Consider the following 11,796-nt stretch of genomic DNA (forward strand, 5'->3'; position numbering starts at 1 on the left):
CAAACCCCATCTATCTAGGAGATACATCATGGCGAAGCTTTCCACCGAGGAGCTGCTCGAGCAGTTCGCCGGCCTCACCCTCGTCGAGCTCAGCGAGTTCGTGAAGGCGTTCGAGGAGAAGTTCGACGTCACCGCTGCTGCCCCCGTCGCCGTTGCCGGTGCCGGCGGTGGCGCTGCTGCTGAAGAGGTTGAGGAGAAGGACTCCTTCGACGTCATCCTCGAGGCTGCCGGCGACAAGAAGATCCAGGTCATCAAGGTCGTCCGCGAGCTCACCTCGCTCGGCCTCGGCGAGGCCAAGGCCGTCGTCGACGGTGCTCCCAAGGCCGTGCTCGAGGGCGCGAACAAGGAAGCTGCCGACAAGGCCAAGGAGGCCCTCGAGGCCGCCGGCGCGACGGTTTCCGTCAAGTAAGGCGAATCCCTTCACTGGAAGGCTCCGGATGCCGCGGCATCCGGAGCCTTCCGGCGTTAACCGACCCGGTGGTGAACCGTCAGGGCTCGGCGATGCGGGAGAGCCCTGAGTCGCGGACCGCAGCGGCGGTCGCGCCCGAGCGCGGCGCCGTCGAGTTGCGGACGACGAGGCGCGGCCGGATCATCACGGTGACCGGGTCGAGCGTCGCGTCCTCGATGTGGCGCATGAGCAGTTCCACCGCCGTCGCCCCCTGTTCGCGGGGCACCTGGCGAAGGGTGGTGAGGGCGAACATCTCGGCGTTGACGTGGTCGTCGATGCCGATGACGCTGAGCTCGGACGGGACGAGGATGCCGAGACGTCGCGCCGCGATGATGGCCCCGATCGCCACTTCGTCGCAGGCCCCCACGATGGCTGTCGGGCGCTCCGACGGATCGCTGAGGAGGTCGACGGCTGCTTCGTAGCCGGCCGGCATCGACAGTTCCGCCGGTGTGCGGGTGACCTGCGCGCCGAGATCGGAGTCGTGCATCTCCCGCGCATATCCGTCGAAGCGGGCGGACTCGACGTGAGGCCAGTGGCTCGAGGACGTGCCGCCCAGGAAGGCGATGCGCCGGTGTCCCAGCGAGATGAGATGGGATGTCGCGAGGGCGGCGGCGAGCCGATCGTCGAGCGTGACGAGGCTCGTGGTCTGCTCGGTGCCGATCACGCTGACGACGGGTCGGTCGAGGGCCAGCAGCGCCTCGGTCTCGCTCGCGGCGGGTTCGAGGCCGACGGCGATGAGGCCGTCGAACCTCTTGCGGGAGAGGAAGTCGTCGAAGACGCGCCGACGGCCGGCGCTGCCGGGCGTCGCGTCGTAGAGGGTCAGGTCGAGCCCGCGTTCCAACAGGGATGCCTGGATGCCCTCGAGGACCTCGGCGAAGAACCACCGGTTCACGTGGGGGAGCACGACGCCGATGTTGCGGGTTCGCCCCGTGGCGAGGCTGACGGCGCTGGTCGAGGGGACGTAACCGAGGCGCTGTGCGGCCTCGTGGACCCGCTGTCGTGTGGCCGGGGACACCTGTGCGCTGCCGGTCAGGGCGCGACTGGCCGTCGCCTTGGAGACGCCGGCTTCGCGTGCAACGTCGGCGATGGTGCTCATCGGTCCTCCTCGACCCCGTCATGACCTGTCCCCGTGGTCGAGGACTCAGCGTAGTCGGTGGCGGCCGCGAAGGGAACCGGTTCCATCCTCAGTTCATGGGAGCGATCCCATGCGGATCATAACCGAAAGCACAATGGTTGCAGAACCTTGATATTTCGCAGTTGTGCGGAGAGTGTTCGGCCAAGTAGGTTGTCCTGGAATCGGTTCCCCAAGGATGCGGCCAAGGCTCCTCTGGGCGGACGATGATCCCGAAAGAGGAGAAGTACATGGCATTGTCACAGCGATACCGTCTTCTTGCCCCCGTCGCCCTTCTCGGCGCGGCAGCGTTGATGCTGGCAGGGTGTGCGGAAGGTGGCAGCGGAAACGGCGGCGGCGAGGCGAAGAAGACCGTCCGCATCTCCGGCGGCATCACGGGCGGCGAGGCAGACGCCCTCAACAAGTCCTTCGACCAGTTCACCAAGGACACCGGCATCACCGTCGAGTACGTCGGCGACAAGTCGTTCGAGGGCAACATCGTCACCAAGGTGACCGGTGGCGACGCCCCCGACATCGCGGTCGTCCCGCAGCCGGGTCTGTTGAAGACCCTGGTCGACACCGGGAAGGTGCTCAAGGCTCCCGAAGCGGTCGAGAAGGCCGTCGACGAGAACTGGTCGCCCGACTGGAAGAAGTACGGCACCTTCGACGACACCTTCTACGCGGCACCGATGCTCGCGAACCTGAAGGGGTACGTCTGGTACTCGCCGAAGCAGTTCGCGGAGTGGGGTGTCGAGGTCCCCAAGACGTGGGACGACATGATCGCCCTCTCCGACAAGATCGTCGAGACCACCGGCAAGCCCGCGTGGTGTGCCGGCTTCTCGTCCGAGGCGGCGTCCGGATGGCCGGGCACCGACTGGGTCGAGGACCTCGTCCTGCGCCAGTCCGGTGCCGACGTCTACGACCAGTGGGTCGCCGGTGACGTGAAGTTCACCGACCCGCAGATCAAGAAGGCGTTCGACGCGGTCGGCGAGATCCTCCTCAACCCCGACTACGTCAACGCCGGCTACGGCGACGTGAAGAGCATCAACTCGACGGCGTTCGGCGATGTCGCGGCGGCCGTGGCGAGCGGCGACTGCGCCCTCACCCACCAGGCCTCGTTCCTGTCGGCGAACTTCCTCGACGTGAAGACCGCGGACGGCAAGACCCCCGAGGTCGCGCCCGACGGTGACGTCTACGCGTTCATCATGCCCGGCTACACCGAGGGTGAGCTCCAGATCGAGGGCGGCGGCGAGTTCGTCGCCGGCTTCTCGGACGACGAGTCGACACAGAAGGTCCTGGAATTCATGGCATCGCCCGAGTTCGCTGACGCTCGCGTCGAGCTCGGTGGCGTCATCTCGGCCAACAAGAAGGCCGACCCCAGCCTCGCCTCGAGCGAGTTCCTCAAGGAAGCGATGACGACGCTGCAGGACGACTCCACGGTCCTCCGCTTCGACGCATCCGACCTGATGCCCGCCACGGTGGGTCAGGGCTCGTTCTGGAAGGGCATGGTCGACTGGATCGACGGCAAGGACACCGACACGGTGCTCTCCGACATCCAGGCCGGTTACGAGAACTGATCGTCGCCTGACGATCGGCTGAGCCGAGCGGGGTCGGGCTTCCAAAGCCCGGCCCCGCTTCTCCCGTCCGTACCGCACGGGTACGCCGCTGTACCCAGAAGGGAACCCGCATGTCGCAGACGACCGTCGACAGTCCCGTCGACACCGAACCTGCCGTCACCACCCACGCTCAAGACCCGAGGGGTCGATCGATCACGAAGATCGTCGTCGCCGCAGGCTTCATCCTCATCGCTCTGGTCGCTTTCCTGCTCGCCTTCACCGGTTCGACCGAGGAATCGGCGCGCATCACGATCGGCTTCTCGCTTAACAGCTTCTTCCTGTGGCTCGGCGCGCTGAACCCGCTCATCCAGATCCCCGTCATCCTGCTGGTCTTCGGCCTCGTGGTGGCGATCATCCTGGTGCTCATCGAGTTCGCGCCGCGCCCCGGGCGCGGCTACTTCATCATGCGGCTGGTCGCCTGTCTCGTGATCCCGGTGCTCGCCTTCCTGCTGCTGCGTCCGTACGCCAACGCCGTCGTCTACGTGGTGGCCATCGCGCTCCTCGTCGGGGCGCTGCTCTTCTTCGCGGACTTCCGCTCCCGTCAGGGCGCGGGATACCTGTTCCAGCTCATCCTCTTCATGGCCCCGGCGAGCATCATGCTGATCCTCGGCCTCGTCTACCCGGCGATCGCGACGATCTTCAAATCGTTCTTCGACAAGACGGGCGATGAGTTCGTGGGCCTCGAGAACTACATCTGGGTCTTCACGAACCCCACCGGCACGGCCTCGATCGTCAACACGATCCTGTGGGCGCTGCTGGCGCCGACGATCTCGGTCGTCATCGGTCTCGCCTACGCGGTCTTCATCGACCGGGCCCGGGGCGAGAAGCTGCTGAAGGTCCTCGTGTTCATGCCCGTCGCGATCTCGTTCGTCGGCGCCGGCATCATCTGGAAGTTCATGTACGACGCCCGCCAGGGCGACCAGATCGGCCTCCTCAACGCGATCGTCACCGCTTTCGGCGGCGATCCGGTGCAGTGGCTCGCCATCAAGCCGGTCATCAACACGCTCATGCTGCTGGTCGTCTTCATCTGGACGCAGACCGGTTTCGCGATGGTGATCCTCTCGGCCGCGATCAAGGCTGTCCCGGTCGAGCAGATGGAGGCCGCCGAGCTCGACGGCACCAACGCGTGGCAGCGCTTCCGCAACGTCACGGTGCCCGGCATCCGCTCGTCGCTGATCGTCGTGCTCACCACCGTGACGATCGCTTCGTTGAAGGTCTACGACATCGTCGCCGTCATGACCGGTGGTCGCGACGACACGACCGTCCTCGGGTTCGAGATGGTCAACCAGCAGCAGCGGTTCCAGAGCTTCGGACACTCGTCCGCGCTGGCCGTCGTGCTGTTCCTGTTCGTCTTGCCGCTGATCGTCTACAACGCCCGATCGATGGCCAAGCAGAAGGAAATCCGCTGATGACCGTGGCAGCCCCGACCACGCCGGTCGACAACCGCACCGCGCGCCAGGTCGCGCGCGACACCCGCCGCAACGAGGCGATCGCCCACAAGAAGCTCACGTCGAAGGGCGCCACGATCGCGGCGGCCATCATCGCGATCTTCTGGACGATCCCGACCTTCGGTCTGTTCGTCACCTCGTTCCGCCCCGGAAGCGACACGCAGACGAGCGGATGGTGGACGGCGTTCACCGATCCGAAGTTCACGCTCGACAACTACATGCAGGCGCTGAACTCGGGCGGGACGTCCACGACGCTCGCCTCGGCCTTCGTGAACTCGCTCGCGATCACGATCCCCGCGACGGTGTTCCCGATCGTCATGGCGGCCCTCGCGGCCTACGCGTTCGCGTGGATCGACTTCAAGGGGCGCAGCGCGCTGTTCGTGTTCGTCTTCGCGCTCCAGATCGTGCCGCTGCAGATGGCCCTCGTGCCCCTGCTCAGCCTGTTCTCGGACGGCCTGAGCATCAATGACGTGCCGATCTTCCCCGGCTTCGGTCTGAACGAGGTCGATTACAGCTTCGCCCGCGTGTGGATCGCGCACGCGATCTTCGCGCTGCCGCTGGCGACGTTCATGCTGCACAACTTCATCGCCGAGATCCCGGGCGAGATCATCGAAGCCGCGCGCGTCGACGGGGCCGGACACGGCCAGGTGTTCTTCCGGATCATCCTGCCGCTGGCCGCTCCCGCCATCGCGTCGTTCGGCATCTTCCAGTTCCTCTGGGTCTGGAACGACCTGCTCGTCGCGACGATCTTCGCCTCGCCGGGTGCACTGCCGATCACGCAGGCCCTCAACTCCCTGTCGGGGACCTGGGGCAACAAGTGGTTCCTGCAGTCGGCGGGTACGTTCATCTCGATCCTCGTCCCGCTGATCGTGTTCTTCGCGCTGCAGCGCTTCTTCGTCCGCGGCCTCCTGGCCGGGGCGACGAAGGGCTGATCGCCGAAACGACAGAAGAGGGGGATGCCGGTGGCCACCGGCATCCCCCTCTTCTCGTTCGTGCGTGTCAGCTGCAGCCGAGGCGCTGCTGCATCGAGGTCATGGCCTCGATCTCGAAGGTCTGACCCTTCTTCATGTTCTCGGCGACCGTCTTCACGCGCGCGTCGGTGCCGAGCTCGAGAACGGCCTCGGCCATCGGGATCGCGCCCTCGTGGTGGCGGATCATGAGCGAGAGGAACATGCAGTCCGCGGTCTTGCCCGTCGCGCTGTGCAGGGCGGCCAGCTCGTCGTCCGAGGCCATGCCCATCGCCTCGCGGACCTGCTCGTCGGTCTGCGGCGCGTCCGAGGCCGTTCCATGGGCGTGACCGGAACCGGATGCCGACATCCACGCCATCGGTGCGTCGCCGTACTGCGGGAGCCCCCACTGGACGAGCCAGTCGAGCATCTCGCCGCGCTGGGACGACTGTCCCGTCGCGATGTCGTACGAGAGGGCCCGGAGCTCCTCGTCCTCCGTCTCCGCGTAGATCGTCATCGCCATGTCGACCGCCTGCGCGTGGTGCACCTGCATGTCACGGGCGAAGCCGGCGTCCGCGGAGCCTTCGGCGGGCGTGGAACCGGCGATGCCGAAGGTCGAGAAGCGGCCGATCGAGAACGCGACCGCGGCGACGGCGAGGCCGACCAGCAGCACCACCCACCACGGCGGGAGGGTGCGCGGGGTGCCCGGCTCGTCGCCGACGGTCTCGGTCGTCACTGCTTGCCGGGGGCGTCCAGGGCACCCGTGCACGCCGCGCCGGGCTCGGGACCGTTGGTGTTGCGCCAGTAGGCCTTGACGAACTCGCCGATGCGCTCGTCGTCGGGGGAGTCGACTTTCAGCTGCGCGTTCCACGCGCTGACGGCGATCGGGGTGTCCATGCCCTCGTAGGGGGAGAGGACCGTGTAGTCCTTGGGCAGCTGCGCATCGAGCGCCGCGACGCCCGCCTCGTCGACCCGGGCCGGGTCGTAGGTGACCCAGATGGCGCCGTGCTCGAGGGCGTGGACCGCGTTCTCGTTCGGCACCGGCTGCGTGTACACGCCGCAGTTGAGCCAGACGGCGTTGTGGTCGCCGCCGGCCGGCGGGGTCTGCTCGTAATCGACGGCGCCCTCGACATGGGTGGCCGTGTGGTCGAAGGTCTGCACGCCGCGGATGCCGCTGCCGTCCCCGTCTCCCCGGGCGATCGACACGGGGCGCGGCGTCAGGAGGAACGAGGCCACGACGAGACCCACCACGAGGACCGCGGCGGTGGACCCGACGATCCACCAGGTGGCCTTGGTGCGGCGGCGCTTGGCGAGCTGACGCTGGTACTCGGCGAGTTTCTGCTGCTTCTGCTGCTCGCGCTGCTGCTTGACGGTCAGGTTCAGCTGGGCCTGCGTCGCGGGGTTGCCGCTCGTCCGCTTTCCGGCAGGGTCGTTCGGGGTCATGGGAGTGGCCTCGTCGGTCGGGATGGGAGGGCGCGGGCGCGCCGGTTCGAGTTTATTCGTCTGCATCTGCGGGGGCCCTGGATGGGCGTCGTTCATAGGTTCCCGTGACCCTGCGACATTCCACGGCCGCGAGCGCAAGGGGCAGGTTCGTCGGCGGGATGTCGGCCAGGATGAGCGCATGACGAGAGTGCCCACGCATGAACACGAGATCGGCATCGGCCTGCGCCTGGCCGTCATCGGCGCGATCCTCCTCGTGGTCGCCGTCGCGACCGGCATCGCGGTCGAATCGACCGATTCGGAGCTGATCGACCTGGATGCGTGGTGGAACACGTACGTGACGACGTTCCTGCCCGGCATCCGTCCGATCTCCTTCCTCATGAACATCCTCGGAGCAGGAGTCGTCGGGACCTACGTCGTCCCCCTCGTCGGCGCCGCTCTGCTCGCGCTGGCACGCCGGCCATGGGGTGCCGTGTTCTTCCTCGCGGCATCGATCGTCGGCGCCCTCGTCGTGCAGCTGCTGAAGGGGCTGTTCGGGCGGGTGCGCCCCGAGGAGATGCTCGTCATCTCGGATCATGGGTCGTTCCCGTCGGGGCATACGGCGAATGCCGCCGTGATCGCGACGGTCGCCGTCATCCTCTTCCCCCGCGTGTGGGTCGCGGTCGTGGGCCTCGCCTGGGCGTTGCTGATGGCTTTCAGTCGGACCCAGGTGCACGCGCACTGGCTCACGGACACACTCGGCGGGACCGTGCTCGGAGTCGCCACGACGATGCTCGTCGCCGCCGCCCTGACGATTCCCATCGTCAGGGAGCGCGAGCGACGCCTCTCGCTAGGCTGACGACATGAGCGCCGATGAAGCCGCCGCCGAACTCGCCCGCCTCGAAGCGGAAGCCGCTGCCGCCGCGGCGGAACTGAAACTCGCCCGCGCGCAGGCCGCCCTCGCGGCCGCGCGTGCAGCGGCGGTGACGACGGATGCCGCTCCCGCCGAGCCCGCGTCTGCCGAGCCCGCTGCGGCGGAGCCACCCGCCGAGGCTCCGGCCGCGGAATCCGCTCAGCCCGCTGCGGCCCCTCCCGCCGGGGGCCCGCTGGACGACGGCGAGGTCGCCCGCATCGCCCAGGGGTACACCTTCGACGAGGCGACCCTCGACCTCGGGGCCCTCATGAACGGTGCCCCCCTCCCGGACGCGCAGATCCGCATCCCGCTCGCCATGACCAACCGGCACGGCCTCGTCGCGGGTGCCACCGGCACGGGTAAGACCCGCACGCTCCAGGGGTTGGCCGAGCAGCTCGCGGCGAAGGGGGTGCCGGTCTTCGCCGCCGACATCAAGGGCGACCTCACCGGCGTGGCGACGGCGGGGGAGCCGAACCCCAAGCTGCTGGCCCGCACGGAGGCGATCGGGCAGGCATGGGAACCGGCGGCATCCGTCACGGAGTACTTCGCCCTCGGCGGCATCGGCACCGGGGTCCCCGTGCGGGCGACCGTCACCGGGTTCGGTCCGCTGCTGCTCAGCCGGGTCCTGGGGCTCAACGAGACGCAGGAGTCGAGTCTCGGCCTCGTCTTCCACTACGCCGACGCCCACGGCCTGCCGCTCGTCGACCTCTCGGACCTCCGGGCGGTGCTCACCTACCTGACGAGCGACGAGGGCAAGCCCGAGCTGAAGGACCTCGGCGGCCTGTCGCCCGCGACAGCGGGCGTGATCCTCCGCGAACTCATCACCTTCGCCGACGGCGGCGCGGACGTCTTCTTCGGCGAACCGGAGTTCGATGTCCACGACTTCCTGCGGACGGCACCCGACGGGCGGGGTGTCATCTCTCTCCTCGAGGTGCCGGGGATCGCCGACAAGCCCGAACTGTTCTCGACCTTCCTCATGTACCTGCTGGCGGAGCTCTTCGAGATCCTCCCCGAGGTGGGGGATGCCGACAAGCCCAAGCTGGTGTTCTTCTTCGACGAGGCGCACCTGCTCTTCCGCGACGCTTCGAAGGCGTTCACCGCCGCCATCGTGCAGACCGTGCGACTGATCCGTTCGAAGGGCGTCGGCGTCTTCTTCGTGACGCAGACCCCCAAGGATGTGCCGGCGGACGTGCTCGGTCAGCTCGGCTCGCGCATCCAGCACGCGCTCCGTGCCTTCACGCCCGATGATGCGAAGGCCCTCCGCGCGACGGTGAGTACGTACCCGACCTCGGGATACGACCTCGAACGCGTCCTCCAGGAGCTCGGAACGGGCGAAGCGATCGTCACGGTCATGAACGAGAAGGGTGCCCCCACCCCGGTCGCGTGGACGCGCCTGCGCGCCCCCCAGGGCCTCATGTCCCCGACGCCCGCGGCGGCCGTGCAGGCCGTCGTCGCCGCGTCTCCGCTCCTCGCGACCTACGGGACTCCCGTCGACCGCGAATCCGCGCGCGAGATCCTCGGCGCCAAGATGGCCGCCGCCGATGCCGCGGCGGATGCGGCGAAGGCGGCGACCGAGAGGGCCAAGGCCGACGCGGAGTACGCGAAGCAGAAGGCCGCTGCAGACAAGGCGCAGCAGAAGGCCGAGCGCGATGCCCAGCGGGAGTACGAGCGGATCCTCCGGACCACCGGCGGCAGCACCCGGACGAGCCGCACGCGCGAGGCATCCCCTCTCGAGGAGATCCTCGGGTCGAAGACGACCCAGTCGATCATCGGCAGCGTCATCCGCGGGGTGTTCGGGAACGGACGCCGGCGATGACCGCGGCGGGAGGCATCCGTCCGTTCCGTCCCGGCGATGAGCCGGCGCTCTCGGAGATCTGCCTGCGCACCGCGGATGCCGGGAGCGATGCGACCGGGATCTTCGAGGACGACGCGATCTGGGGGCACATCTGGGCGCTGCCCTATGTGGAACGCCACCCGGACCTCGCCTTCGCGGTCGAGGACGGGAACGGGACGCCGGTGGGATACGTCGTGGCGACCGACGATACGGACGGGTTCGAGGAGTGGTTCCGGACCGAGTGGTGGCCGCGGTTCGCGAACCGCTGGCCGAAGCCCGAGGCCGAGGTCACGCGTCAGGACGGCACGCTGCTCTACGCGTACGGCCGCGGCGAGAAGCCCGAGCGGTACGCGGCCGACTTCCCCGCCCACCTGCACATCGACCTGCTGCCGCAGGCGCAGGGGCAGGGGGCAGGGCGCCGACTCATCGAGACGCTCTTCGCCGCCTTGCGGGAACGGGGCGTCGCCGGTCTCCACCTCGTCGCCTCGGCGGAGAACACCGGCGCGATGGCGTTCTACACCCGTCTGGGCTTCGCGGCGCTGCCGTCATCGCCGGGGTCGAGCGCGTACGGCATGCGGCTATGACCGGTGGACGGGGATCGGCATCGTCGACGTGTCGATGAGCGGGTCCTCGTCCTGACGAGCGACGACCTCGACGGCTTCTTCGCGCGTCTCGACGGTGGGAACGGATCCCAGCAACGGACGCTTGGCGGTCTCCTTCATCGACAGCAGGGCGACGCCGCCGAGCGCGGCGAAGAACATGATGTAGAACGCCGGCATGAAGGTGTTGCCGGTCAGATCGATGAGCGCCTGACTGAACAGCGGCGTCGTGCCGCCGAACAGGGAGACCGAGACGTTGTAGGCGATCGCCATGGCGCCGAACCGCGACGCCGTCGGGAAGAGTGCAGGCAGTGTCGACGCCGAAACGGCGACGTAGAACGCCACAGGGATGGCGACCATTCCGAGGGCGATGAACACAGCCCATTCCTGACCGATCTGCATGACCGCGAAGGCCGGGATCATGAGGACGATCGTCGAGCCGGCCGCGATCATGTACACCGGTCGACGCCCGATGCGGTCGCTCAGCCGGCCGATGAACGGCAGGCACGCCGACATGACCAGGAGCACGGGCACGGTGGCGACAGCGGTGCCCAGGTTGGAGATCCCCACCTCCTTCTCGAGGTAGGTCGGCATGTAGCTGGTGAGCGCGTAGCCTGCGGTGTTCGTCGCTGCCACGATCGCGATGCCGATGAGCACCTCACGCCAGTGGTGACGGAGGATGCCGACGATGCCATGGCGTGCCAGAGGATCATCGCGATCCGGCTCCTCGTCGGTTCCGCCGGTGTTCTCGTAGGCGGGGGTCTCGGGGATCTTGAGGCGGAACCAGATCGCCACGATGCCGAGCGGGATTGCGACGAGGAACGGGATGCGCCACCCGAAGTCCGTCATCGCGGTCTCGCCCCAGACCGACTCGGTGATGATCGTCGTGAGAGCGACGACGGAGGCACCGGCGGCGAAGCCGACGTACGAGCCGAGATCGAGCCACGACGACCAGAAACCTCGCCGCTTGTCGGGCGAGAACTCCGCGACGTAGGTGGTCGCGCCCGCGTATTCGCCACCGGTGGAGAAGCCCTGGATCATCTTCAAGACATAGAGCGGGATGATCGCCCAGAGCCCGATCTGAGCGCTCGTGGGCAGCACGCCGATGAGAGCGGTTGCCAGAGCCATCATCGCCATGGTGAAGAACAGGACCTTCTGGCGTCCGATGCGATCGCCGAGCGGACCGAGAACGAGCCCGCCGATAGGACGGACCAGGAACGAGATCGCGAACCCGAAGAGGGTGGCCAGCAGACCCCATGGTTCGGGGAGGTCTGCCGTGAACACCGCGGTGATCGTCACGGCGAGGTAGCCGTAGATCCCGAAGTCGAACCACTCCATGAAGTTGCCGACGACGGTGCCGCCGATCGCTGTCCGGACGCGCTTGGTGTCGACCACGACGACGTCGTCCACGCCCAGCCGCGGAGGTGGCGCGGAGCGGGTCAGTGCTTCGGAGGACGGGGG

Annotated in this window: 11 protein-coding genes; 7 read left to right on the forward strand and 4 right to left on the reverse strand. The window is 67.9% G+C overall.

What is annotated here, in order from left to right; translation table 11 throughout:
• Nucleotides 1-28: 28 nt before the first annotated feature.
• Nucleotides 29-409, forward strand: a complete 381-nt coding sequence (rplL, locus tag H286_RS0110610; protein WP_018186979.1) for a 50S ribosomal protein L7/L12 — start codon at nucleotides 29-31, stop codon at nucleotides 407-409.
• Nucleotides 410-488: 79 nt separating this feature from the next.
• Here rplL and H286_RS0110615 read toward each other — a convergent pair whose 3' ends face one another.
• The gene (locus H286_RS0110615) at nucleotides 489-1,544 is read right to left on the reverse strand and encodes a LacI family DNA-binding transcriptional regulator (protein ID WP_018186980.1); all 1,056 of its coding nucleotides are present in this window, start codon (nucleotides 1,542-1,544) and stop codon (nucleotides 489-491) included.
• 266 nt (nucleotides 1,545-1,810) lie between these two features.
• On the opposite strand from H286_RS0110615, the gene H286_RS0110620 reads away from it, so the two are divergent.
• The 3 genes from H286_RS0110620 (at nucleotide 1,811) to H286_RS0110630 (ending at nucleotide 5,555) form a co-directional block, all read left to right on the forward strand.
• Entirely contained in the window at nucleotides 1,811-3,136 is a 1,326-nt protein-coding gene (locus H286_RS0110620) for an ABC transporter substrate-binding protein (RefSeq protein ID WP_026302873.1), read from the forward strand.
• A gap of 110 nt (nucleotides 3,137-3,246) precedes the next feature.
• Entirely contained in the window at nucleotides 3,247-4,584 is a 1,338-nt protein-coding gene (locus H286_RS0110625; RefSeq protein WP_020098138.1) for a carbohydrate ABC transporter permease, read from the forward strand.
• Entirely contained in the window at nucleotides 4,584-5,555 is a 972-nt protein-coding gene (locus tag H286_RS0110630; protein ID WP_018186983.1) for a carbohydrate ABC transporter permease, read from the forward strand. The genes H286_RS0110625 and H286_RS0110630 overlap by 1 nt, the downstream gene beginning before the upstream one ends.
• A 67-nt stretch (nucleotides 5,556-5,622) precedes the next feature.
• Here the strand turns inward: H286_RS0110630 and H286_RS0110635 are convergent, their stop codons facing one another.
• The gene (locus tag H286_RS0110635; RefSeq protein WP_020098139.1) at nucleotides 5,623-6,306 is read right to left on the reverse strand and encodes a DUF305 domain-containing protein; all 684 of its coding nucleotides are present in this window, start codon (nucleotides 6,304-6,306) and stop codon (nucleotides 5,623-5,625) included.
• Nucleotides 6,303-7,013 (reverse strand): DUF3105 domain-containing protein, encoded by a 711-nt coding sequence (locus H286_RS0110640; RefSeq protein ID WP_020098140.1) that lies wholly within the window; start codon nucleotides 7,011-7,013, stop codon nucleotides 6,303-6,305. The genes H286_RS0110635 and H286_RS0110640 overlap by 4 nt, the downstream gene beginning before the upstream one ends.
• Nucleotides 7,014-7,191: 178 nt before the next feature.
• Between H286_RS0110640 and H286_RS0110645 the strand changes: the two genes are divergently transcribed.
• Genes H286_RS0110645 through H286_RS0110655 form a run of 3 tightly spaced genes read left to right on the forward strand, consistent with a single transcriptional unit; the run spans nucleotide 7,192 to nucleotide 10,320 of the window.
• Entirely contained in the window at nucleotides 7,192-7,848 is a 657-nt protein-coding gene (locus H286_RS0110645; protein ID WP_018186986.1) for a phosphatase PAP2 family protein, read from the forward strand.
• Between the two features lie 4 nt (nucleotides 7,849-7,852).
• Nucleotides 7,853-9,718, forward strand: a complete 1,866-nt coding sequence (locus H286_RS0110650; RefSeq protein WP_020098141.1) for a helicase HerA-like domain-containing protein — start codon at nucleotides 7,853-7,855, stop codon at nucleotides 9,716-9,718.
• Nucleotides 9,715-10,320 carry a GNAT family N-acetyltransferase gene (locus H286_RS0110655; protein WP_020098142.1) on the forward strand — a complete coding sequence of 202 codons (606 nt, stop codon included), beginning with the start codon at nucleotides 9,715-9,717 and terminating at the stop codon, nucleotides 10,318-10,320. The genes H286_RS0110650 and H286_RS0110655 overlap by 4 nt, the downstream gene beginning before the upstream one ends.
• Here H286_RS0110655 and H286_RS0110660 read toward each other — a convergent pair.
• Nucleotides 10,315-11,745 carry an MFS transporter gene (locus H286_RS0110660; protein WP_020098143.1) on the reverse strand — a complete coding sequence of 477 codons (1,431 nt, stop codon included), beginning with the start codon at nucleotides 11,743-11,745 and terminating at the stop codon, nucleotides 10,315-10,317. The two genes, H286_RS0110655 and H286_RS0110660, sit on opposite strands and share 6 nt — an antisense overlap.
• Nucleotides 11,746-11,796: the final 51 nt, after the last annotated feature.

Source organism: Microbacterium sp. 11MF (genome assembly GCF_000383475.1).
Lineage (GTDB): Bacteria > Actinomycetota > Actinomycetes > Actinomycetales > Microbacteriaceae > Microbacterium > Microbacterium aquilitoris.

Bases quoted from the DNA above. Each gene is read 5' to 3' on its own strand.
- H286_RS0110630 (WP_018186983.1), top strand. From the start codon at position 4,584: ATGACCGTGGCAGCCCCGACCACGCCGGTCGACAACCGCACCGCGCGC.
- H286_RS0110655 (WP_020098142.1), top strand. From the start codon at position 9,715: ATGACCGCGGCGGGAGGCATCCGTCCGTTCCGTCCCGGCGATGAGCCG.
- H286_RS0110650 (WP_020098141.1), top strand. From the start codon at position 7,853: ATGAGCGCCGATGAAGCCGCCGCCGAACTCGCCCGCCTCGAAGCGGAA.
- H286_RS0110625 (WP_020098138.1), top strand. From the start codon at position 3,247: ATGTCGCAGACGACCGTCGACAGTCCCGTCGACACCGAACCTGCCGTC.
- rplL (WP_018186979.1), top strand. From the start codon at position 29: ATGGCGAAGCTTTCCACCGAGGAGCTGCTCGAGCAGTTCGCCGGCCTC.
- H286_RS0110615 (WP_018186980.1), bottom strand. From the start codon at position 1,544: ATGAGCACCATCGCCGACGTTGCACGCGAAGCCGGCGTCTCCAAGGCG.
- H286_RS0110645 (WP_018186986.1), top strand. From the start codon at position 7,192: ATGACGAGAGTGCCCACGCATGAACACGAGATCGGCATCGGCCTGCGC.
- H286_RS0110640 (WP_020098140.1), bottom strand. From the start codon at position 7,013: ATGACCCCGAACGACCCTGCCGGAAAGCGGACGAGCGGCAACCCCGCG.
- H286_RS0110620 (WP_026302873.1), top strand. From the start codon at position 1,811: ATGGCATTGTCACAGCGATACCGTCTTCTTGCCCCCGTCGCCCTTCTC.